Raw genomic sequence first — 22,609 nt, forward strand, 5'->3', positions numbered from 1 at the left:
CATGCGCACGCCGCGTTCGGACGGCGAGGCGATCTCGGATGCGGCGAGGATCCGCAGGGCAGCGCTGCTTTCCGCGGATATGCTGACGGCCGCCCGATGGGATGGGACCGCGCCGCTCCTTGCCGATGGGTCTACCCTGTCGCGGCGGCTGCACCGGCGGCTTTTCACGGAGATCGCAGAAGCCCATGGCGACCCCGCCACATTTACCGACGGCGCCCGCCGCCTGATTTCCATGGACGCGGACGGACTCTCAAAGGCCGCGTTCCGGGCGGGCTTCGCCTATCATCTCGCAGCCTTCTGCCCCGCGGTCGATCGCCCGACCCTTGCGAGGCTCAGGGCCGCCTACGGCGAGGAAGCGGTCGCATTCGCCCTCGGCCACATCAATCTTTCCACGGCAACGCCGCCGCTTGATCTGTTGAGCGAGCAGGCAAGGCATGTCGTCGAGGCCGATGGCTGGTCGATGCTGACGCTTCTGGCAGACGAATATCGGATCTCTGCGGCATGGCGGTGGGCGGGCTGGCGCGACATGGCCGAAAACGGCTCGGCTTCCCTGTTGAAGAGCCCGGCGCTCGTTCTGGCGACGGCCGCCGTCGACGAGGTCGCCTCCACACAGGAAGGCGCCGGACGATGAGCTCGGGATTTGCACGCCACGACCGCATCATTCCGGCGGAAAACTTCGGCCAGATCAGGGAGGCGGCGCAAATTCTGGCGGCTGCCCGCCAGGACGCCGCCCAATCCCAGGCCACACTTGCAGCCGCCAGCGAGCAGGCCGCCCAATACGGCTATCGCGACGGGTTCGAACAGGGCGTTCGTGATGCCGCCGCACGGCTTGCCGCCTCGCTCGGAAAAGCCGAACAGGAGATTGCCAATCTCGACAGCTGGGTCGAGGCGGCGGTTCTGAAATCGGTCGGATTGATCCTCGGATCGATGGAGGCCGACGAACGCACCAGGCGATTGGTCCGCCACGCCATATCCCAGACCGCAGAGGCCCAGGAGATCGCCCTCCATGTCGCCCCCGAGGATGCCGCCATGATCGCCCAGGCAATTGCGGATATCGATCATCGCATCACTATCGAAACGGATCCGCTGATGTCTGCCGGCGAGATCGTCCTGGAGACATCGGCGGGACGAAGCCAGATCGGCTTGAAAGACCAGCTCGCCACCGTGATCGAGGCCCTCGTCCATGGCTGACGCATTGCTTCGCATGGAGCGGACGCTCGAACAGACGGACGTGCGGCGGCAGAGCGGCCGCGTGACGAGTGTTTCGGGCCTGCTGGTGCGGGCGCTCATCCCCTCGGTTCGGATCGGCGAGCTCTGCGAACTGCATGAGCCGGGCAGGGGCCGCATCGGCCTCGCCGATGTCGTCGGTATCGACGGCGAGACGGCACTTCTCTCGCTTCACGGCGAAACCCGCGGCATCTCCCAGCGCACGGAAATCGTCCCGACCGGCCGGGAGCCGGCGATCTCTGTCGGCAACTTCCTGCTCGGCGCGGTCGTCGATGCGCACGGCAACGTCCTGCGTCCCTCCGCCAATCCGGCCGGCGATGACGCGCGTTTCCTGCAGCCGCTCTACGGCCAGCCGGTCAACCCCTTGTCGCGCCGTCCCATCCGCCAGCCGTTCACCTCGGGGATTGCCGCCCTGGACGGATTGCTGACCTGCGGGCAGGGCCAGCGCATCGGTATTTTCGGCGCGCCCGGCGCCGGCAAGTCGACGTTGGTGTCCCAGATCGTCGCCAACAACAAGGCCGATGTGATCGTCTGCGCGCTGGTGGGGGAACGCGGACGCGAGGTCGGCGAATTCGTTGCCGACAACATGCCGGAAGGCGTTGCCTCGAATGTGGCGCTGGTTCTGGCGACATCGGATCGCCCGGCGCTGGAGCGGTTCAAGGCGGTGATGACGGCAACGGCGATCGCCGAATATTTTCGCGAGCAGGGAAAACATGTGCTGCTCGTCATCGACAGCGTCACCCGCATGGCCCGCGCCTTGCGCGAAGTCGGGCTTGCTGCCGGCGAACCGCCGGTGCGGCGCGGCTTTCCGCCTTCCGTATTCGCCGTCTTGCCGCAGATCTTCGAGCGCGCCGGCAACAGCGCAAACGGCACGATGACGGCTTTCTATACGGTCCTCGTCGAAGGCGAAGAGCAGGACGATCCGATCGCCGAAGAAACCAGGTCGCTGCTGGACGGCCATATCGTGCTCTCTGACAAGATTGCCAGGGCGGGCAATTTTCCGGCGATCGATGTGCTGGCCAGCCGAAGCCGGACGATGAGCGCGGTGGTGAGCGAGAGCCATCGCCAGGCAGCCGACAGGCTGCGCGCCCTGCTGGCCCTCTATGACGAGGTGGAACTGCTGATCCGCGTCGGCGAATATCGCCAGGGGCGCGATGCCGCCGTCGACGAGGCCGTCGCCAAACACGGGCTCATCCAGCGCTTCCTGTTTGACGGCCAGGGCAAGCCGCAGCCGTTCGGCGCGATCGTCGAAGCGCTCGAGGAGCTTGTCCGATGAATATCGCCGCGCCCGCATGGCCCGACTCATCGATGGCCGGGAGCTTCTTTTCCCGTTCCGGCACGACGATGCGCGCCGCCTGGCAAATTCCGGTCCGGGAGCAGACGCTTTCCGTTCGCCCGCTGTCCCCCGATATCGCGGCCACGCGGATCGCCGATCCTGTCGGCATTCTCTGCCGCGTCGGCGAGCAGGATCAGATGCTGATTGCTTCGGCCGGAGCATTGCGGCTGCTGGCCGAAAGGCTGGAACCGCTGCTGCTCTGGGAAAAACTGTCACCGCATGAAAAGGCGGCGGTGGTGGAACATCAGTTCGCCGAGGCCTTCGAGGCAATCGAGAACAAGATCGGCATCGGCCTTTCGCTGCTGGAGATCGGCGCGCAGCCGGAGCCGGATTTTAGCGGCAATTTCGGCTTCGAAATCGGCTGGAGCGGCATGAGCCTGCCCTTGAGCGGCCGTTTCGATGAAACCTTCCTTGCCGGCCTCGTCGGCTGGGCAAGCCGCCTACCGCGCCGCACGCTCAATGCCCTGACGACGGCGGTCAACATCCGGCGCGGTTATGCCGTGCTGTCGGTCGGTCAGATCAAATCCCTGCGATTGGGGGACGGCATCGTCATCGATGGGGGGGCACCGGAGACCGTGGTCGCGATCACGGGTGAACGTTACCTTGCAACCTGCATGCGCTCGGACAAAGGCGCGGTCCTCACCGAGCCGCTCCTGTCGACGCCAACCGGACCAATGAGGCATTTCATGACGAATGACACCGTCGATCAGGAATTGCAGGGCGAGCCGCGTCCGTCGCCTGTCGACAGCATCCCGATCAAGCTGGTCTTCGATGCCGGACGGCTGGAGTTGCCGCTGCGCACACTCGAGACGATCGGCGAGGGCTATGTGTTCAACCTCGACAGGCCATTGTCGGACGCCGTCGATATCATCGCCCAGGGCCGCATTATCGGACGGGGCGAAATCATTTCCGTGGATGGGTTGAGCGCCGTTCGCGTCACGGCGCTGCACGACTGATGGAACAGAGCTTTCCTCTTGCCCAGAGCCTCGCGGCAATGGCGGCGATCTCGATGCTGCCGGTCATTGCCGTGATCGCAACCTCCTTCACCAAGATTTCAGTCGTCCTGCTGATCGTGCGCAATGCGATCGGCATCCAGCAGACGCCGCCGAATCTCCTGGTCTTTGCGATTGCCATCGTGCTCTCGGCCTTCGTGATGAACCCGGTGCTGCAAAACAGCTGGCAATTGCTGCTCGCCCATAGCGGCGATTTCGGCACGGTCAGTGGCATGGCGGACGGCATGATCAAAGTGGCAGCGCCGCTGAAGGATTTCATGCTGAAATTTTCCGACGCCGAGGTGCGCGACTTTTTCGTGCAGGCGTCGCAGAAGATCTGGGCAAACGCGCCGGCAACCCCCATTGCCTCCGACGATATCACCGTGCTGACGCCAAGCTTCCTCGTTTCGGAACTGACGCGGGCCTTTGAAATCGGATTTCTGATTTATCTGCCCTTCCTGATGATCGACTTCGCCGTCTCCGCCATTCTGGTGGCGCTCGGCATGCAGATGATGTCCCCGACCGTGGTGTCGACACCGCTGAAGCTGCTGCTGTTCGTCTCGATCGACGGCTGGCGGCGATTGCTGGAAGGTCTGGTGCTGTCCTATGCGCAGTGAGCATCGCGCCTTGACGAAAGCCCCGGTTCGAGCGCCTGCCGCGCCCACGCGAAAGGCCTGCCACCATGGGTGAAGACCAGGTCGCAGCTGAAATCGGCATGTCCGTCATGGCGACCTTCGCCTTGGCCGGCCCCATTCTGGGCCTGGCCGCGCTTCTCGGGCTGATCATCGCCATTTTCCAGGCTGCAACGCAAATCCAGGAACAGACCATCGCGCAGATCGTCAAGATTTTCGTGATCTCCATCACCCTGCTGCTGTTCGGCCGGGTGCTGGCAACGCCGCTGATCGAACATTCCGTTCATATCCTGAACGACTTCCCGACCATGGTTCAGTGAGGCGGGGCGGATGGGGCCGGATCATCTTCCGCTCGTCGGCATCGAGGTCGCGGCACCGGCCGCAGCCATGCTCGGCGCCGCCCGCGCGCTCGGGATCCTGCTGATCTTCCCGATCTTCTCGCTGTTCAGCATCGTCGGCATTCTGCGTTTCGGCCTGGCAATCGGCCTTTCGGCGCCCTCCGTCGCCTTCGCCTATTCGGTGCTGGCTATCGGAGATACGTCCTGGTTCGATCTGGCCGCCCTTTCGATGAAGGAACTTTGCTTCGGGGCGCTCATCGGCATGGGGCTCGGCATTCCCTTCTGGGCGGCCCAGGCGGCGGGTGATATGACCGATGTCTATCGCGGGGCCAATGCCGCCAATCTCTTCGACCAGATCAACGCGCTGGAAACCGCGCCGCTCGGCTCGCTGATGATGTCGATCGCCCTGGTGATTTTCGTCAGCGCCGGCGGCATCATCGATCTGGTCGCGATTTTCTACAAGTCGTTCGAGTTCTGGCCGCTCTTCAAGCTCATGCCCGCCATGCCCGACGATCCGCTCGACATGATCCTCGGTGTATTCGGCCGGCTGTTCAAAGCGGCCGGATTGCTTGCCGCCCCGTTCATGATCGTCACCTGCGCGCTCGAATTGTCGCTGGCCTTCGTTGGCCGCTCGTCGAAACAATTCCCGCTGAACGATAGCCTGCCGGCCATCAAGAACTTCGCGGTCGTGGTCATTCTCGTCATCTACACGGCCTTTATCTCCAGCTATTTCCACGATCTCTGGATCGACGGATTCAACGAGGTGAAAGCCATGCTGGAGGTGACCCATGGCCAAAAATGACGATACCGAGGAAAAAACCCTGCCGCCGAGCCGGGTGAAGCTCGATCGGCTCCGCCGCGAGGGCCAGGTTCCCCGCTCGAAGGAAATCCCGGTTGCGATCTCCGTCCTTGCCATCGCCGTCTACGTCACCTGGGGCTTGCCTGATATCCTCGAGGATTTCACCCGCAGTTTCGATGCCGGCCTTCAGTCCGCCGCGCGAGCCGACGTCTCCGACGCCGTCACTGTCGGCTTGAGCGAAACCGGCGTGGCGCTGCTCGATCTCATCTGGCTGCCGCTTGCCATGGGTCTTGCCGCGACCATCCTGGTGTCGATCCTCGACGGGCAGGGGTTTCCCGTATCGTTCAAACATATGAGCTTCGATTTCACCCGGCTCAATCCGTTCGAGGGCATCAAGAGGCTTTTTTCGCTCGCGAGCATCGCCGAGTTCGTCAAGGGGCTCGTCAAGTTTGTCCTGCTCGCAACCGCCGGCGGCGGTGCGATCCTCTATTTCCTCAACAGCATCTTCTGGTCGCCTCTTTGCGGAGAAGCATGCACGCTCTCCACGACAGCCCATCTCCTCGGCTCGATCCTCGTCATTGCCGCCGGCATCATGGTGGCGGCGGCGTTTTTCGATATCCGCATTTCGCGCGCGTTGTTCAGGCACGAACACCGCATGACCAAGACCGAGGCGCGGCGCGAATACAAGGATACCCAGGGCGACCCGAAGCTGAAATCGGCGCGCCGGCAAATCGGCGCGGAAATGCGCAGCAGCCCGCTGCGCAGGCAAGGATCAGGCCGGCAATGAAAAGCGGGAGCCTAAGCCGCCCGCTTGATCTTCGCTTTGCGGTTCCGGTGGTCGGGCGTCTCAGACGCCCGATTGGTTGTCACCTACACGCGTCCAGTTCTTCACATCGTCCAGCGTGATATCGGAGAGGAACGTCACGCTGGCAAGTGAGCTGTCGGTGCGGAAGACGTTGCTGCCGTGGGAGAACGCCCCGCCATCGATGGTGACGTCGGCGTCGATCTGCTTGCCGCCGTTGGTGCGCACGAGCGTGGTAAAGCCGTCAGCGACGAAATCCTTCAGATAGAACCTCGTGTCGGCATTGATCTGGAAGATCTTGTCGGTCGCGCCCTTGGCGGAGCCACCGATAATAGTGATGTCGCCGGCGCTTTTTACCGTCAGCGCATCCTCGCCGACATTCTGCCAATTGACGTTTTCGAGCGTCGCGCCGTCATAGACGTGGATTCCGTCGGCGCCATTCTCGCCGAGATCGACATTCTTGAGCGTCGCGCCGTTCTTGAGAATGAACAGCGGCGATTGGGTTTCGGACTGGCCGCCATCGCCGAGCTTGGACGAGGCCGTATAGGTCGCGCCCTTGCCGTCGAACACGCCGCCATCCACGACGATCGGCTCGTTGACGACGATGACGCTGCCCTCTTTCGAGAGGTCGGGTTTTTCCGTCGTGGTCTGCAAAGTCGTGGCCTGTTTCTCGTCGGATGGATCCACCTTCTTGGAGTCGGATTGCCAGTTGATGTGCTTGCGCAGCAGATCCTTGGGGTCGGAATCCATGCCGTTTTCCGACGTTTCCCGCGAATTCGGCACATAGGAGGTCAGTGTCGGCGGGTTGCCGGAGAAATCTTCGAAGGGCGAGACCTTGCGGGTTCGGATGGTGGTGAAATCCGTGTCGGCCCTATTGCTGCCGCCAAGGCAATCGGACTCAAGGTCGAAACGGGAGGTTCTGTCGAAGTCTATGGGCCTTTGTCCATCTACGCCACACATTGCATTCATCCCCAGTTGGTCTCGTCTACTTCACTTGCTCTATCAGCCCGGCCTTTGTTTGGAGCCGGCAGCGTTCCGGATTTGCCCGATCTCTCCGATGGTTTCGATCGTTATATCCCTGTCGATCTCCTCCGCCGCCAGCACCGGAATGCGGCAGTTGTGGTGGATCATCAGCGTCTGGGTGAGCAGGCGCCACTCGCCCGGCACGATGATGATGGGATCGTATCCCCGCTCGTTGGCGTCCTCGAGAGCCTGCCTGGCTTTCTCGGCCAGCAGGCGCAGCCTTTCGGCTATCTCGATCTTCTCGGTCGCTCCAGCGGCGTCATAGGAGCGGATGAAGTGGTCCCATTCGGTGGGAAGCACCAGCGCCGGCAGCAATCCGCGCCGGTCGAGAAGCCCGAAGGCGATCTGCTTGACCAGCGCGGCGCGCGCCATTTCGGCCAGGGCATCCGGCGCGTGATCGGTGCCGGCGTGCAGCATCACTTCCAGCAGTCCGCGCGGCTGGGAAAGCGTCACGCCGGAATCCAGCAGGCGTCTGACGACCGCGACCGTCAGCATCAGCGGCACCTGGGTGGCGACGTCGATCGCCAGTTTGCCGAGACGCGGTTCGAGGCTGCCCAGCCATTGTGCCGCGTCGTCGACGCTGAACAGGGCGCCGATATGGCGGCGGACGATGCGCACGATGCCGTCGGCAATCTGTTCGGCCGTCCGTTCGGGACCGCAGCTGACGAGACCGGCGGGCACGTTTTCGACCTGAAGGTGGATCAGATCCTCGGCCATGCGGGGATCGGCGTTGAACGTCGGCACCGTCACGGAGACGCCGACGGCGCGCGCCGCCATGCGGATCCGCCCGTCCAGCATTTCGCCGAGTCGCATCGCCTCAAGCCGCGCCAGCGTTTCCACCGCGACGGTGGCGATGACGGGATCGCCATATTTCGTCCTGTCGAGCGGATAGGAATTGGCGCTTTCCACGGCATTCGCCGATGCGGCCGCGGCTGGGCCGGCGCGCCGGCGATGCACCATGAAGGCAAGGCCCGCCAGACACAGGCCGATCGCGCCGAGCACGCCTGTGGGAAATCCCGGCACGAAGCCCGCGCAGATCGTCAGCGCCGCCGCAATCGCCAATGCACGGGGCTCCCGGAAGAGTTCGCGGCCGATATCGCTGCCGAGACTGCCGTTGCCGTCATCGGACACGCGGGTCACGACGATACCGGCCGAGACTGCCATCAGAATGGACGGAATCTGCGACACCAGACCGTCGCCGATCGACAGCAGCGTATAGAGATGGGCGGCCTCGGCGAAGCTCAGGCCCTTCTGGAAGATACCGATCGCCAGGCCGCCGATGAGATTGACGGCGACGATCACCAATCCTGCGACCGCATCGCCCTTGACGAAGCGCATGGCGCCGTCCATCGCGCCGAAGAACTGGCTCTCCTGTTCGAGACGCGACCGGCGCTTCTGCGCGGCTTCCGTGCTGATATGGCCGTTGCGCAGGTCGCTGTCGATGGCGAGCTGCTTGCCCGGCATGGCGTCGAGCGTGAAACGGGCGCCGACCTCGGCGATGCGCTCGGCGCCCTTCGTCACCACGATGAACTGCACCAGCGCCACGATCAGGAAAATGATCAGCCCGACGACGACATTTCCCGCAACGACGAAATCGCCGAAGGCCATGATGATCTCGCCGGCATCGGCGTCCGCCAGCACGAGCCGGGTCGAGGAAATCGTCAAGGCCAGGCGGAACAGCGTGCCGATCAGAATGACCGCGGGAAAGGTCGAGATTTCAAGCACGCTCTTCAGATAGGTCGTGGTGATCAGCACCACGAAAGCGAAGGAGAGATTGAAAGCGATCAGCACGTCCAGAACGATTGTCGGAAGCGGCAGCACCAGCATCGTCACGACGGAGGCGAAAAAAACCGCAAGCAGCATATCGGTGCGCTGCGCAAGCATGGCGAAGGCGGATGACCTTACCTTCATGATCCGGCTTCCGACGCCATCGCCTATTCTTGTTCGCTGCTGGAAATTTCGGCGAGCTTCGGCTCGGCATTGCCGGCAGAGGCGAAATTGACCGTATCGTCCTCACTGTCACGGGAAACGATCATCTGGTCTTTGCCGATCTCCTTGATGCGCCAGCCGCTCGAAACGACATCGCCTTCCTCGTAGCGGCGGCCGTCGGAGCCGATGATGAACCTGACGGGCGTATAGCCGGCGGCGGCAACGAAGCCGTCGAGACCGGAAGAGAGGGCGGTGAGATCGACGATGGAAACGGAACCGCGCCGGCTCATCGAGGCGATGATGCTGCGCAGCTTGGTCTTGTCGGGCAGGCCGAGAGGCCGCGATCCTTCGCCGATGCGAATTTCGTCGGCGGTGGCGACGATGCTCAGATCTTGGGGAAGCTGCGCCATACGAATGGCCTGGCGGATTTCGGCCGCGATCGCCGCCGCCGCCGGCGCCGGTTCGGGTGCGGCGGAAACCCTGACGAGCGGGGCTTCGTGAGCCGGCGCATCGCTGTTGTAAAGGCCGGCCAGCAAAAGCAACGCCGCCAGCCCGAGAAGGCCGGCAGCCGCAATCCGGCGCGGCGCGAACCGCACGCGCCCGGCGCCGAGACCTTCGAGCTCACAGATCGTGCCGTCGAAGGAGATGGTCTGTCTCTTCGTAAGGGTCATTGTCCGATCGCGCGGGATGGAACGACCGTCGATCACGACGTCATCCCGCAACGCGGTCAACGACACCGTGTCGGAGCCGCGGGAGCGCTGCAGACTGATGGCAAAGGCGGGTTCCGGTTTGGCGCCTAGGACGATCAGGTCACAATCGGCGCTGCCGCCGACCACCTGCCGCTCTGTCGTCAGCGGCAGATTGGAGCTGCGCCCGGCGCGCGTGATGCGCAAGACCGGTCCGCCGCTGCCTGACGCAGCGTTGCCGGCGTTACCTCTGAATGTCGGCGAAGAGGAATCTAGATCCATAACCATCTTGTTCCCGAACCGTCCGTCGAGCGGCTTTTATTGTCTTCGAAAGCGGGGAAGCGAGACGGGCGAACCCGTCTCGCCATTGTTTCAATCAGCCTGGGCCGATCTTCTTGATGGCGTTTGCGACGCCGTTGATCTTGGTGATTTCGGTTGCAACCTTCAGGCTCTGCTCGGTCGCTTCGTTCTGGGCCGACTTGAAGGCGGAAATCGCCGAGCCGATGCCCGCATCAAGTGTCGAAGTACTAGCCATGTCTTGAACTCCTTGCATGGTTTTGGCGGCCAGAGCCTTGCAGAATTCAAGATCGAATTCAATAGCTTATGTTAAAAAGTTATTAATTCGCGATATGTACAACAAATGCGCGAAATGGATATCCGTCCTGTTCCCAGCGGACCGATGATCTGCAACAGTAGATCAGATAATTATTAATAGATTGGATTTCGCAGCCCCTGCCTTCATTCGTTCATTAGTTGTCGGGCGATATCCGGATCGTGAGGTAAACTCAGATGTTTGCGCGTTTTGTTTACATGGCCGCTATCGGACTGCTGGCCTCCTTTCCTCCACCGGCCGGCGCCAGCGAGCGGGAGGTGCGCCTGGATGTCGTCTCCCTGCCGCTTGGCGATGTCGTCCAGACGCTGTCCTTCATGTCCGGCATCCCGGTCACGACAGTCGGGACGCTGAGCGGCAAGGTCGAGCATTGGTCCGTCCGGGAAAGCGGAGCCAAGGCCTTTGTCAAGCTTGGCGATGCCAGCAATCTCTTCGTCGCCTATGACGGCAGCCGCATCATCATCGCGCCGAAGCAGGAGGTCTCCACCGTTGTCCTCGATCGCGGCGGCCGCAGCTGGAAGACCGAGCAAAACGCCATTCGCGCGCTGTTCCCGCTGCTGCCGGACGATGCGCTGCGTGAAGATCCCGCCAGCGGCTTGGTGCTGGTGCGCGGGCCCGCCGTCTTCACCAAGGCCGTCGAAGACGTGCTGAGCCGGCAGCAAGCCGACAGCATCAAGGTCATCAAGGGCGGCCAGCTGGAAATCCTGACGACGAACAACGGTGCCTGAGCGGCTGATATGAAGGCGTTGAAATCTCTCAGGCAGTTGCTGCAGATCCGCAGCCTGCGGGCGGACAATATTTCCCGCAGCCTCTCCGAGGCGCGGGCGGATGCCGAAAGCGCGCGGGAGCGGGAAACGAAAGCCTCCGAAGCGCTCGACATCGCGGCAAGCCGGGCCGCCGGCAATCCTGTCGTCGACGTATTACGCAAGAGTGGTGTCATCGCCGCCGCCGAGCTTCAGGACGCGCTGATGCGACAATCCGTATTGCGCAGCCATGAAGCCGATGCCGGCCTATCGCTTGCGCAACACAAAGCCGCCCGGCGCGCCGCGCAAGAGCGGGCAGAACACGTCGCCGCCGATTTTTCGCGAGCACAGAAGGCGGTATTGCGCGTCGAATTTTCGCTTGAAGCAGCGGAGAAAATCGACCGGTAGGGAGCTAAGAACCAGCAGATGAACCAACCGGCTTCTGTTCTTCCATCTCTTCATCGACAATCGAGCTGACGAGGGCAACGACCCGGCTGCGCACACGCGGAGAAAGGAGCAAAACGTCGTCTATCAGACGCCGTCCCTCCGCCGTGGAAATATAGGCAATCTTCTCATCGATCTCTGTTATGATTTGCTGGCCATGAGTGGTTTCGGGATCTGGAAGGCCTTCGAAAAACCTCGAAACAGGGATCTTGAGGCAATTGGCAAGCTCGTAGAGCATCGAAGCGCTGACGCGGTTCTTACCGCTTTCATATTTTTGTACCTGCTGCAAGCTGACCCCGATGCCGGCGCCGAGATCCCCTAGGGATACATTCGACTGCATTCGGCGGATACGGATTTGCTGTCCGACATGCCGATCAACTGGATGCACCAACTCGCGCGCTAAATTCGACTGTTCGGCTTGCGCAGGCCTCGAAGTCCGGACCTGTGCTGCTGCATAGCGCTTCATGGTGGACACCCCGATGGAGAGTTTCACGCGGTGCGCCCCCGCTGAAAACTCGCTAAACCCACTGATCGGGGAGTTGGAACACCGTGCTAGACGGTCCTGTGGCCTTTAGTTCCGAGGAACCTGGACATACGCCACAGGCTCCTCGACCGAAGGTCAAGGAGTGTGATGCCGTTACGGCCGGCATCAACCACGTGTAGGGGTTTCCACACCCCAGGGCAGCGCGTACTGCCCTATCGAAAAAGATAGCGGGAATCCGCCCGCTGCGCAACCGAATTCTTTACAAGATTCAATAGCTTCGCTTTACGCTCGGACACTTGCCGCAAAAGCGAGAGGTCACGCTTCGGGCGGTAAAGTGGTCAGAAAACCAAAGGAGGTGCGATCAGCGGAACGCCCATTGCGAGGATTGTCTGCCCACTCTCCCGGAAGAGATGACGATGACACCTGGGAGAGCGCGGACGTCGTGGCGATCGGGGAGACGGACGATACCGTCACCGTACTTCTCTGGCATCTGAAATACTCGCAGGCAGTAATGGGGCGCCGGGCGGACGATCTTTACCTCGTTTGCGGTCAAGCACAGAAGGGGGTGAAGGGGACATGGAGCTTGAAGAACCTCATCAACCACCTGACCGTGAGAGAAACATCACATCTTAAGGGCCGGGCCCGTTTCATTCGAGGCAGCCTGAATGACTTGGCCACGCTTCGAAAGGCTGCCCGACGCAAGTTCATCGAGTACCGGATCGGGATTGTACAGCCGGGTCTTAACGGTGAAAACATACCCGCAGAACATCTTGCGCTTCTGGGAGCGACTGCCACTTCATACTGTCTGTCACCGGGTGTCCCCTAATGACTGTCGCGAACCGCACCGATCCAGCTTAGCTGCCGGCCACCGTCTCCAGCGGCGCTACTTTCCATGACGGCAGGGCCGCCGCGAACTGTCACGGCCTTCTTTGGGGCTTTCGATATCGAAATTGACGTTGTAGCGGTTCCACTCTGTAACAGCGGCAGAGCCGCCGACAAAATCAGGGGTAGGAATGCTCGATGTCCTGCCGATTGTTGCGGCGGGTGCATAGCTGCAGTGCAACATAGACGCTGGCTTCATGGCGCTGGCCCGAGTATTGCTATTTTCATCGAAGCGATGCTTCCTCCCGCAACGCTTCGAAGTTTAGACGGCCCACTCCTCCTCCCAAAGGGACGTCTGTGGGAACAGCGGCACTCCTCCTCCCAGGTCGCCGTTCGGTTCTTTTAGGAAAGCCTGCCGCACCTCCTCCCGCGGCAGGCTTTTCTATTTCGGGGCGATGGGCCGTCAGAGCCCGAGATCAAGTTGGGACTGGGGTCGTGCATTGCCGATCGGAGGTCGTCAGCGTTGAAAGCGTGACGCCGAGCAGCCGCACTGGCCGCTTGAATGGATAGACAGTCGCCAATCGACGGGGCATCGTTCGATGGTGTGCTCGAAGATCTTGGCTGGTTCGGCAAACGGTTCACGCCGGACATGCGCGCCGATGTGCTGCTGTTTCGAGCGGGAGACCGGCGGCTGGTTGCCGTGGATCCCAAATGGATCCCGCTTCGGCTAACGTTGCGTTTTTATAAGATCGACAGGACGCGTTTGGCAAGCAACCAAGTTTTCCTATCTCCAGCGCCGGCTGCGGGCGAGGGCCCGGTCGCGTCTTTGAAGGCCATGATGTTCGGCTGCGTCAAGAGCGCGGCCATGGTCTATGACGATCAACCCATCGTCGACCATTTCCGGCGGATCGACGCCGAGAGGATCATGGGCGCGAAATTTCGCTCTGCGCAAGTAAGGCACGAACCGTCGAGACGGCAGTTCCTAATGAGCTCATCGAAAGGTCATATCATGCTGAAATACAAGCTCTACGTACTCGTGGTAAAAGCCGACGGGAATCTCGCGATCCTCGCCGCGCTTGCCATGGTTCTTACCGCGATATGGCGCGGCGTTTTACCTATAGGAAGTTTCTACTAAAAGACTGGAGGTGCAGGATCATTCCTGCACCCTCCTCACATATCACCACGTTCGCAGTACGCGTGTCACCTATCTCTCACGCGCAACAGCGGAAACGACAAGGTCTGTCATTTGAGAGTTACCCGGAGCGCCCCACCAGTCGCAGAGGGACAGGTAGGAGAAGTCGCTCACACTGTCACCGTAGCCGATCACTGGGCGACCTGGATGCTCCGTCCGAAGCTTTTTGAGCAGAAATTGTGAGGCCACCCGTTTTGAGATCGCAGGCGGAACTAGCGCAAGGTTATTGCCGTTGTGGTGTCGAACCCAACCCCGTTTTTCTCGAATGATCGGCACAATCTCTTCAAGGCGTGAGCCGTCTCCGTCAATCTCTTTGAAGACAACATATGTCGCGAGATCAGCTTCCATCACCGACCAGCACCGGATGTGGACGCCAAGTTCCCTCGCCTTGGTCCTGCCCTCATCGAGGAGCTTATCGAAAAAGCCGGCAAGCGGCCGGAGCTCCCTTGCGACGACCTCATGCCATTCGGCGTCAGGCTTGCCGTCCTTTTTGAGGATGACGGCACCGTTCGATACGATTGAGTAGCTTTCAAACGCGATCGTAACGCGCGAAAGAGCCTCAGAGCCGCGCGCCGTAACCGGGATGGCCTCCGTGGAGACGAGCAGCCACTCGACAAAGGCAGCTTGAATCTTCGTCATATAGGAGTTGCTTCCATTAATGGATTTGGACGCCAATACCAGATCGGCTTCCGCAATCTCCGGTATCTTTTTCTTGGTTTGAAACAAGGTGTCGTCGAGGTCCACCAGAGCAATGGGCTTCATATGCGTACTCCAAAATGCGACTGGTTAAATATTTGATCGATTGCCAGATGTGAGCTTTCGCGGATTCTCCATTGGCAATGAATTTTACGATACGGAATTTGTCACATCTCAGTTTCCTTGACCTGCGCGCCGAGCTCGTAAGTAGACATACGTGGAGATTAGGAGACGTGCCGGATCAGCGTGACGGCGCGGTAGGGGGCGATCTTTCTAGGGGAGACGACATACGGGACGCCTTTGTTGTCGATCAGGTACATGAGGGCCGCGAGTTCTGGATCGGTTGGCGACGAGACGTACACCTTTTCCGGCACACGTCGCAGGATGGCCCTGGTCGCCTCCGCAATGCCCGGCTTTACTCGGTTGATGTTCGTTACGGCGTCCTCCCCCATCACCCAGGCGACGGCAGCGGCGGCGGCATCGCGATGCGCCCGGCGGGTCTCGATACTCCAGACGCTCGGGATTTCGGTTGCAATCACAGTGGAGACATCATTCCACATACCATCCACGAATGATCGGGAAATATCGTGTTCCGCGAGATTATCCCACTGGACGCAGGCGTGGAAGTCACCGGGACCGACGAGGGCAGCGTTGAGGATCGAGCGGCTGATAAGCCCGGATACGGTGCATCCTAGCATTCCGGAGGGAATAAGCCAGTCGTCGCCCGATGCGGCGAGCCATGCGCAGCCGCAGGGGTCGGCCAATACAACTAGCCGCGCAGGCCGGTCTGAGTAGTCCTTGAAGCTCTTTTCGAGTTGGTTCGCAATTGCTCCTTTGCCCGTCCAGCTATCTACGAAGACGATGCTCTCGACAGGACGCCTGGCAAGAATGTGGCGCATAGCCTCGTCGTCAACGCCCTTGTCGCGAATGATCGACAACCCGTAGTGTCCGACGTCCCGGCCGAGTAAGGCGATGGCCCTCTTGAGAAGGATGCCGAAGGGCACGCCGGCGCGGACCAAACTGACAAGGGTAATAGGACCCTCGACCGACTGCACGATCGCGAGGGCGAGGCGTGCCGTCTCGGCGCCCATGCGCGGGCCACCAGTGGCCATGGCCTTAGCAAACAGCTCCATGTATTCGCGGGTCGGGGCCATCTCGGCGGAAATCATTTCCGAGTAATGCCGCCGCCCGGATTGGATGGCCTCTTCCCTCGTGGCCGTGTCAGTAGGCTGAATATCCACTCTCTTGAGAAGGAGCGTCACGTCGTATTCGGCGTAGGAGCCTAGTGTGGCAGGGGAGGCGATGCTGTCATAGGTATCCCCCATGGGAGTGATGTCCTTAGATAACGCGACAGCAGTGTTGTGTCGCCGTGGACTGGCGGAAATGTCCGATCGAGTGAGCCGATTTCGAAGCGGCAGACCGCATGGCCTAAGGCGGCTTCATTCACCTTCTACGTCTGAAAGGACAATGGGATCGCCCAGTGCGGACATCAGGCTGGCACAGACATTTTCCGGGCCTGTCTCCGAGCAGAGTATAATTTTCGAGTACAGCGCTGGATCGACGTTGTAGAGGTAATGTGGAACTGTTCCGCCGTAGTTGTCGGAGAACGAAAGTACTGAACCGATCGCGTGGCCTTTCGACAGGGGAGAACGCGTCACCGATGAATAGAAAACCTCAGCGCCCTCCTTTTCCAAGCGCTCCGCAAGCAGGAAGGGCTGCCACACGTGTTCGCCCGTTCCGAGTACGAGGGTAATCCCGTCATCGGCAGCGTTTGCATTGAGACCCTGCAAGTGATCGACGACGCCGAGACGCGCCCAGTCTCGAGCGACGTCGGGACAGACCTCGGGCCGCTTAGGACGGTCACAGGAAGGGACCTGCGGAGTAGCTGCCGTGAAATCCCCACGCGGAGTCCAACTGTACCGTCCGGAAACGATAGTAGCCTCACTGACTGTTCCCGTGATCTCCGCGCGGGCAGCGCCTTCTGACCAGTCGGTAAGCGTAAGTAGGACTGTGTGCTTCAGCTTCAAACGAATTTTTGCGGGAAGGGCAGCGAAGATGTTGGCAAATGTCTTACCTGTCGAAGCCTCATCGTCAACGAGTACCAAGCCGGTCGCACCATGAACCAAGTCGCGGAGCCTTGCCTCGCATGGTTCGTGCAGGAGGTGCCGCGGGGCATGGCTATGCTCTTCCTCAAATTCGCACAGCAGCGGCAGTTTAAGATCATGGCGAGTGGAGCAGATATATATTGCATCGCCGCGACCAGTGAGTTCGCGGAACCGCCGATGGACACCCGCACCAAGGCCAATGCCCGCTTCGGCTATTCCGATGAACAAAACCGGACCAGGAATATCGGCAGGAATCTGACGTGCAAGGAGGTCGAATGCATTTCCCATGACCGAAGGGCGGATCGGCAGGAATCGACCAAGAACCTTGGAAACAAACAGAAACGAGCGGTTCGGGTTGATTCGCTGCCCGAAGCCGAACATCTCGATGGGGGGTACAAGGCTTCGATCCACGTGAACCGAGATAGTGCCGTCGGCGAGTTGCGCAGAGTATGTTGAAGGATTCACCATTGCCAGCTTTCGAAAGTACGGACGTTTACCGTGGAAAAAATCCGTGCCATATGTTTCCGTGACGCCGCACGCTCATTGGCGTCTCGTTGACGAGCAGGGTAGCACTTACCTCTCGAGGCTCAGAGTGCATCCGCGCCACGATATCGCAGGAGAATTCGCCGGCCCTTGGCGCGAAGGCCAGCACGGCGCGAGCGCCTCCCTGGTTTCAGCTTCGTTGGGGCTAAATCCCGATCTGAGGCCTTCCTGCCCCGTCGATGCGGCTCGTGACCCATCTCCGACAAAGCGACTGGGGCGATAGAAATAGAGTTTACGTCAGTTCATCCTCGCTCTCTGCGGTGAATCAGTAGCATGAAGTGAAGCAAGGGACGTGCCACTCGGACATGCAGCACGAATGCGAGCTGAATAGGCACCAGAACTCGAATATTGCATTCCAGGTCTCACGCGGCAGATGTCCAGATTGCCGGGAAATTTCGTATTGCATCCATAACGGCTTTGGGCGACGGATTGCGGGACCTGCCATGGCAAGCGCGTGCGGTCGCGAAACCTCAGATGGCGGCGAAGCGCTGCAGTTAAGAGAGATGCTGGAGCGTATATTCGCCTAAACGCTGCTGACGTGGCGGTTGGGCCTTTGAACGGTGGACGAGATCAGCCGGGAAAAAAGGCGTAGCTTCATTGAAATCGGCAGGGTGTACCCCGCCCACTACCGGGGATCAGAGCAGGCCAGCCTTGGCCCCAACCTGCGATGATAGCAGGTGCCTGGGGCACCTCCAGCACGTCGAGGGTTCTGCATCTTCGTGTCAGCCAATAGCCGACAGTTCGCACCACGTTTGTATTCGCTTTGTCTGCTTTACGACAGACTTAAGTCTTGATGCCTGCACTCAGCCGTCGTTGTTCAGTCCCGGCATTTTCATGGAGCGGATCGAGGGTGAAACGTTCAGGCTGCGAAGTCTATGTCTTGCAGACGAACTCGTAGTGTGAGGCCCTTGAGGGTCTTGAGCCTGCGTGACCTGCCACTGAACTTTCATCCAGCGGCGATTAGAGCCTCGGCGGTTTTGATACGCCAAGTGGCGCGGTGTGAGCAACCGGCAACGCGGATCGTGTCCCAGCACCTGGTGTAGCTGACGGTAGGGAGTAAAGCCGAGCGCCCGCGCGCTTCTCGTTGCGCTGTAGCGGGTGATCGGCTTTGCGGGCGGCCATCAGTGTTTTCCGCTAGGGTCGGGTTGTTCAAGACCAACCTGACGGAAAGATCACCGATGACCAATGACATGATGAACGTGCGTTCGCTTGTTGAGAAGAGTGCCGATGCAGATTTGTTGCGTGAGATGATCGGTCTTGCTGCCGAGCGGCTGATGGAGTTGGAGGTCGGCTCGGCCACGGGTGCTGACTTCGGTGTGAAGAACCCGATGCGGCTCACTCAACGCAATGGCTACCGTGACCGCGATTGGGAGACGCGGGCTGGCACCGTCGAGCTTCGCATTCCGAAGCTGCGCAAGGGCAGCTACTTTCCGAGCTTCCTTGAACCGCGCCGCATGGCAGAGAAAGCTCTGACGGCCGTTATCCAGGAAGCGTATATCCAGGGAATCTCGACTCGTTCTGTCGACGACCTGTGGTGGACGCGACCTATCTCAAGGTCCGGCGTGGCGGCCGCATCGTCTCAGTCGCCGTCATTATCGCGGTCGGCGTCAATAACGACGGTCGGCGCGAGGTCCTGGGTATGGAAGTTGGCACCTCGGAGGCCGAACCGATCTGGACGGAATTCCTGCGCAGGCTGACACGTCGAGGATTACGTGGTGTGAACCTTGTTGTCTCTGATGCACATGAGGGCATCAAGGCTGCCGTTTCCAAGGTTCTCAATGCCACTTGGCAAAGGTGCCGGGTTCACTTCATGAGGAACGTGCTCGCGCATGCTGGAAAGAGCGGCAGGCGGGTCGTATCCGCCTTCATCGCGACGGCCTTTGCCCAGGAGACCCCGGAGGCAGCAAGCCGCACAATGGCGCAGTGTCGCCGATCAAATCAGGCCGAAAGTGCCGAAGCTTGCCACCATCATGGACGACGCTGAAGAGGACGTGCTCGCCTACATGACCTTCCCGAAAGAGTACCGGGCAAAGCTGCACTCGACGAATCCAATTGAGCGTCTCAACGGCGAAATCAAGCGACGCACCGAGGTCGTCGGCATCTTTCCGAACGACGAAGCCATCGTCCGTCTCGTCGGTGCATTGCTGCTCGAACAGAATGACGAATGGGCCGTTCAACGCGCCAGGTATATGACGCTTGAGACCATGGCCCAAATGAGCGATGATCCCCAAATCGGCCTGCCCCGCTGTGATGTCGGGTCAGGAAACGAGCGGGACAGCAGGCTAATACACTGCCCGAATTGCCCCGTGTGGACGGCAAGCGTCAAGCCTTGATGCCAAATTCAAACGGATATGAGTGGGGCTTCGCAGCTGCGGCGAGGTCTCGATAGGGTCCGACAGTAAGCCCGAATGAGTGGGCACAATGGGACTGAAAGTGGGATCACTTGGTGAGCCCGTTGTTCCCGCGCGGAGATCCCGCCGCTATTCTCGCAAATGTCGGACAGCCGCCGCCCTTTGTCGCATTTGTCGAGATCACGACAATCGGTTTGTCCCGCTCTGCTCTACGCACCCGTCAAGCCACGGAGTGGTGCCTGCTTCGCAGTTTTGAATTTGAGAGCGAGCGGGCTACGGCTCCGTCATTGCTGGGGGTCCGATAGCGAAAGCCTGTTCGAGATGCGTGCTTCTCTATCGTCGCACAGGGCGTTTTCAGCATCTTGGGCCCTCTCACCGGTCTGAACAACTGTTTCAGCTTGATCATTTGAGGTTTTCGCAACCGAACGTGCTTGCCGTGGCTGGTCGGCAAGCCGTCGCTCGAACGATCATGGAATGCGATACTAAGTTTTCCGGAATCTGGATTCCAACTGGAATGCAGGAAGACGATCGGTAGTAGCGTTTTTAGCTCGCATTTTACGCTGCATTTTCGAGTGGCACGTCGCTTGCTTCATTTCTCGTGCCGCCGATTCACCGAAACTCAGAAAGAGCCAACGCAAGCTCTATGGTGGTGCGAATTGCCCACTGCTCCCGCGCCCAGACGGCGCGGAACCGTCCTAAAAGCGGCATTAATCTTGGCGAAGGACAATTCAAATCCAAGGGAGAGTAAGATGAGCATCACACGCAGACATGTCATCGTTCAGGGTGGCGTCATTGCAGCAGGCCTGCTCGCCAGCGGCCTACCGGGGACAAAAGCCTTCGCGCAGATACCGTCAATCCCTTGGCGGCGCTCACTGCAGGGCTTGGCCTGGAACGACCCGATCATCGAGACCTATCGCGACGCAGTGCGCCTTCTCAACGCCCTTCCCGCCAGCGACAAATTCAACTGGGTCAACCTCTCGAAAATTCACGGCAGCGGTGACGTCGTCAAATACTGCCCGCATGGCAACTGGTATTTCCTGCCGTGGCACAGGGCCTATACGGCTATGTACGAGCGCATCGTTCGGCACGTGACCAAGAACAACGATTTCGCTATGCCGTTCTGGGACTGGACCGACAATCCGTACCTGCCCGAAGTGTTCACAATGCAAAAGACGCCCGACGGCAAGGACAATCCACTTTATGTTTCGTCGCGCACCTGGCCAATCACGCAGCCGATGCCGGACAATATAGTTGGGCCACAGGTTCTCAACACCATCCTAACGGCGAAGCCATACGAGGTCTTCGGCACCACCCGCCCCCAGGGACAGAACTCACTCGATCCTTCCTGGGTCACCACCAGCAGCGGCACGCAGGGGACGCTGGAATACACACCGCACAATCAGGTGCACAACAATATCGGTGGCTGGATGCCGGAAATGTCGTCGCCCCGCGATCCGATCTTCTTCATGCATCATTGCAACATCGACCGCATCTGGGCGACGTGGAATTTGCGCAACGCCAACAGCACGGATCGGCTCTGGGCCGACATGCCGTTCACCGACAATTTTTACGATGTCGACGGCAACTTCTGGTCCCCGAAGGTCTCTGACCTTTATGTTCCAGAGGAACTCGGATACAATTATGGTTTCCGGACCTACTTCAAGGTCGCGGCGGCGAGCGCCAAAACGCTGGCCCTGAACGATAAACTCACGTCCGTGATCGCGGCGACGGCGACCGATGCTGCAGTCGCCGGCGTGACGACCACCTCCACGGACAACAGCAAGGCGGCAACGGAAAACGTGCCGCTTTCGCTGCCGATCAAGATCCCGGCGGGCGCATTGCAGGAGATCGTCCGCCAACCGCCTCTGCCATCCGGCATGGATACAATGGATTTCGGCGCGGCACAGGAGCAGGCGGCCTCCGCTCCTCGTGTGCTGGCATTCCTGCGCGATGTCGAGATCACCAGTGCCAGCACGACCAGCGTTCGGGTGTTTCTCGGCAAGAACGACCTTAAGGCCGATACGCCCGTCACCGATCCCCATTACGTCGGTTCTTTCGCCGTTCTCGGTCATGACGGCGACCATCATCGCAAACCATCCTTCGTCCTCGATCTGACGGACGCGATCCAGCGGGTTTACGGCGGAAGGGGGCAGACGGATGGCGAGGCCATCGACCTGCAGCTCATTCCTGTCGGATCGGGAGCGGGCAAACCCGGCGCCGTAGAGCCCGCAAAGCTAGAAATAGCCATAGTGTCCGCCTAACATCCGGACTGGCTGGGTTGTGGAGACATCGATGCGCTATCATCGTTGGGTGCTTATCGCTATTCGTGCGGCGGCATTATCGATGCTGCGCATCGTCAGCCCGGTTCAAGCTAACGAGAGCGACATGCGGGCAACGACCAGTAAGCCCGCGACGATAACCATATCGAGCAGAGCAGTCCACTCATCGGCTGATACCAGTGCGCGGGTCGTCCTTACTGTCACTGGTTATGAACCGTCGACTTCAGGACCAGTGACGACGGTCGTTTCGCTTGACTGCGGCAGTAACGTTCGCGAAATTGGTAGGTTTGGTATTTTTCCGAACAAGGCGTTTTCGGTATTGGACGGGGCAAAGCCTCAACGATTTGGGTTTCCCTTGCCCGATGACCCGTCTTGCCGTCAGCCACAGACCGTCATTATCCGGCTGGAGCCTCAAACAGGCGGCGGTTCGGGCGCCAGCATCACTATCAGCGACGCAAGCATCGAATAGATTGGCAGTCGGGGCTGATTTGCCGCTAGCTCCAGAACCTTGGCGGCAATGAAAGTCCGCCGGATAAAATAGAGGGTTTTGATAGGTTGTTGTGACAAAGGTCCAAC

20 protein-coding genes and 4 pseudogenes are annotated in these 22,609 nt (G+C 60.3%); 14 read left to right on the forward strand and 10 right to left on the reverse strand.

From position 1 onward, the window contains the following. Nucleotide 1 precedes the first annotated feature (1 nt). The 8 genes from Tal182_RS24820 (at nucleotide 2) to Tal182_RS24855 (ending at nucleotide 6,111) form a co-directional block, all read left to right on the forward strand. On the forward strand, nucleotides 2–631 hold the full coding sequence (locus Tal182_RS24820) for a hypothetical protein (protein ID WP_011053322.1): 630 nt from the start codon (nucleotides 2–4) through the stop codon (nucleotides 629–631). Continuing rightward, nucleotides 628–1,191: a type III secretion system stator protein SctL gene (gene sctL, locus Tal182_RS24825; protein ID WP_085861362.1), complete on the forward strand. Its 564-nt coding sequence runs from the start codon at nucleotides 628–630 to the stop codon at nucleotides 1,189–1,191. Before Tal182_RS24820 ends, sctL begins: the two co-directional genes overlap by 4 nt. Then, the gene (locus Tal182_RS24830) at nucleotides 1,184–2,503 is read left to right on the forward strand and encodes a FliI/YscN family ATPase (RefSeq protein WP_004672587.1); all 1,320 of its coding nucleotides are present in this window, start codon (nucleotides 1,184–1,186) and stop codon (nucleotides 2,501–2,503) included. Before sctL ends, Tal182_RS24830 begins: the two co-directional genes overlap by 8 nt. Continuing rightward, entirely contained in the window at nucleotides 2,500–3,519 is a 1,020-nt protein-coding gene (locus Tal182_RS24835; protein ID WP_011053324.1) for a FliM/FliN family flagellar motor switch protein, read from the forward strand. The genes Tal182_RS24830 and Tal182_RS24835 overlap by 4 nt, the downstream gene beginning before the upstream one ends. Beyond that, nucleotides 3,519–4,172, forward strand: a complete 654-nt coding sequence (sctR, locus tag Tal182_RS24840) for a type III secretion system export apparatus subunit SctR (protein WP_008534263.1) — start codon at nucleotides 3,519–3,521, stop codon at nucleotides 4,170–4,172. Before Tal182_RS24835 ends, sctR begins: the two co-directional genes overlap by 1 nt. A gap of 107 nt (nucleotides 4,173–4,279) precedes the next feature. Continuing rightward, a complete protein-coding gene (locus Tal182_RS24845) occupies nucleotides 4,280–4,507 on the forward strand; it encodes a flagellar biosynthetic protein FliQ (protein WP_225881834.1) in 228 nt (75 codons plus the stop codon). Nucleotides 4,508–4,517: 10 nt separating this feature from the next. Continuing rightward, the gene (locus tag Tal182_RS24850) at nucleotides 4,518–5,327 is read left to right on the forward strand and encodes a flagellar biosynthetic protein FliR (protein ID WP_004672591.1); all 810 of its coding nucleotides are present in this window, start codon (nucleotides 4,518–4,520) and stop codon (nucleotides 5,325–5,327) included. Continuing rightward, the gene (locus Tal182_RS24855; protein WP_085861363.1) at nucleotides 5,314–6,111 is read left to right on the forward strand and encodes an EscU/YscU/HrcU family type III secretion system export apparatus switch protein; all 798 of its coding nucleotides are present in this window, start codon (nucleotides 5,314–5,316) and stop codon (nucleotides 6,109–6,111) included. The genes Tal182_RS24850 and Tal182_RS24855 overlap by 14 nt, the downstream gene beginning before the upstream one ends. Before the next feature lie 60 nt (nucleotides 6,112–6,171). On the opposite strand, the gene Tal182_RS24860 is transcribed toward Tal182_RS24855, so the two are convergent. The 4 genes from Tal182_RS24860 to Tal182_RS32430 form a co-directional block, all read right to left on the reverse strand. After that, nucleotides 6,172–7,086: a pectate lyase gene (locus Tal182_RS24860; protein WP_004672592.1), complete on the reverse strand. Its 915-nt coding sequence runs from the start codon at nucleotides 7,084–7,086 to the stop codon at nucleotides 6,172–6,174. Between the two features lie 42 nt (nucleotides 7,087–7,128). Continuing rightward, on the reverse strand, nucleotides 7,129–9,060 hold the full coding sequence (locus Tal182_RS24865) for a flagellar biosynthesis protein FlhA (RefSeq protein ID WP_085861364.1): 1,932 nt from the start codon (nucleotides 9,058–9,060) through the stop codon (nucleotides 7,129–7,131). Nucleotides 9,061–9,083: 23 nt separating this feature from the next. Next, the gene (locus tag Tal182_RS24870; protein WP_018247141.1) at nucleotides 9,084–10,046 is read right to left on the reverse strand and encodes a hypothetical protein; all 963 of its coding nucleotides are present in this window, start codon (nucleotides 10,044–10,046) and stop codon (nucleotides 9,084–9,086) included. Nucleotides 10,047–10,140: 94 nt separating this feature from the next. Next, the gene (locus tag Tal182_RS32430; RefSeq protein ID WP_004672595.1) at nucleotides 10,141–10,299 is read right to left on the reverse strand and encodes a hypothetical protein; all 159 of its coding nucleotides are present in this window, start codon (nucleotides 10,297–10,299) and stop codon (nucleotides 10,141–10,143) included. A gap of 254 nt (nucleotides 10,300–10,553) precedes the next feature. Here Tal182_RS32430 and Tal182_RS24875 point away from each other — a divergent pair, with 254 nt between their 5' ends. Together Tal182_RS24875 and Tal182_RS24880 are read left to right on the forward strand one after the other, a co-directional pair. After that, a complete protein-coding gene (locus tag Tal182_RS24875; RefSeq protein ID WP_008534289.1) occupies nucleotides 10,554–11,102 on the forward strand; it encodes a hypothetical protein in 549 nt (182 codons plus the stop codon). 9 nt (nucleotides 11,103–11,111) lie between these two features. Then, a complete protein-coding gene (locus tag Tal182_RS24880) occupies nucleotides 11,112–11,525 on the forward strand; it encodes a hypothetical protein (RefSeq protein WP_009995183.1) in 414 nt (137 codons plus the stop codon). A gap of 4 nt (nucleotides 11,526–11,529) precedes the next feature. On the opposite strand, the gene Tal182_RS24885 is transcribed toward Tal182_RS24880, so the two are convergent. Together Tal182_RS24885 and Tal182_RS32890 are read right to left on the reverse strand one after the other, a co-directional pair. After that, nucleotides 11,530–12,027 (reverse strand): helix-turn-helix transcriptional regulator, encoded by a 498-nt coding sequence (locus Tal182_RS24885; RefSeq protein ID WP_016737416.1) that lies wholly within the window; start codon nucleotides 12,025–12,027, stop codon nucleotides 11,530–11,532. A 1,303-nt stretch (nucleotides 12,028–13,330) separates the two neighbouring features. After that, nucleotides 13,331–13,448: pseudogene (locus Tal182_RS32890) on the reverse strand (DNA polymerase IV); the annotation flags it as partial. Nucleotides 13,449–13,462: 14 nt separating this feature from the next. Here Tal182_RS32890 and Tal182_RS33225 point away from each other — a divergent pair. Further along, nucleotides 13,463–13,801 (forward strand): annotated as a pseudogene (locus Tal182_RS33225) (DUF4334 domain-containing protein); the annotation flags it as partial. A 270-nt stretch (nucleotides 13,802–14,071) separates the two neighbouring features. Here Tal182_RS33225 and Tal182_RS24905 read toward each other — a convergent pair. The 4 genes and pseudogenes from Tal182_RS24905 to Tal182_RS32900 all read right to left on the reverse strand — a co-directional run. After that, entirely contained in the window at nucleotides 14,072–14,821 is a 750-nt protein-coding gene (locus tag Tal182_RS24905) for a hypothetical protein (RefSeq protein WP_004675991.1), read from the reverse strand. A 158-nt stretch (nucleotides 14,822–14,979) separates the two neighbouring features. After that, nucleotides 14,980–16,080 carry a cysteine protease StiP domain-containing protein gene (locus Tal182_RS24910; RefSeq protein WP_004675992.1) on the reverse strand — a complete coding sequence of 367 codons (1,101 nt, stop codon included), beginning with the start codon at nucleotides 16,078–16,080 and terminating at the stop codon, nucleotides 14,980–14,982. Between the two features lie 114 nt (nucleotides 16,081–16,194). Continuing rightward, the gene (locus Tal182_RS32895) at nucleotides 16,195–17,328 is read right to left on the reverse strand and encodes a phosphoribosyltransferase domain-containing protein (RefSeq protein ID WP_011053330.1); all 1,134 of its coding nucleotides are present in this window, start codon (nucleotides 17,326–17,328) and stop codon (nucleotides 16,195–16,197) included. Nucleotides 17,329–18,206: 878 nt separating this feature from the next. Next, nucleotides 18,207–18,334: pseudogene (locus tag Tal182_RS32900) on the reverse strand (IS481 family transposase); the annotation flags it as partial. A gap of 247 nt (nucleotides 18,335–18,581) precedes the next feature. Between Tal182_RS32900 and Tal182_RS24920 the strand changes: the two are divergent. The 3 genes and pseudogenes from Tal182_RS24920 to Tal182_RS24930 all read left to right on the forward strand — a co-directional run bounded on the left by Tal182_RS24920 (nucleotide 18,582) and on the right by Tal182_RS24930 (nucleotide 22,502). After that, nucleotides 18,582–19,736: pseudogene (locus Tal182_RS24920) on the forward strand (IS256 family transposase). A 767-nt stretch (nucleotides 19,737–20,503) separates the two neighbouring features. Next, nucleotides 20,504–22,015 carry a tyrosinase family protein gene (locus Tal182_RS24925; RefSeq protein WP_004668600.1) on the forward strand — a complete coding sequence of 504 codons (1,512 nt, stop codon included), beginning with the start codon at nucleotides 20,504–20,506 and terminating at the stop codon, nucleotides 22,013–22,015. Between the two features lie 31 nt (nucleotides 22,016–22,046). After that, nucleotides 22,047–22,502 carry a hypothetical protein gene (locus Tal182_RS24930; protein ID WP_004668602.1) on the forward strand — a complete coding sequence of 152 codons (456 nt, stop codon included), beginning with the start codon at nucleotides 22,047–22,049 and terminating at the stop codon, nucleotides 22,500–22,502. Nucleotides 22,503–22,609 lie beyond the last annotated feature (107 nt).

The organism is Rhizobium sp. TAL182 (assembly GCF_002117725.1).
In the GTDB taxonomy this organism is placed as follows: Bacteria; Pseudomonadota; Alphaproteobacteria; order Rhizobiales; family Rhizobiaceae; genus Rhizobium; species Rhizobium esperanzae.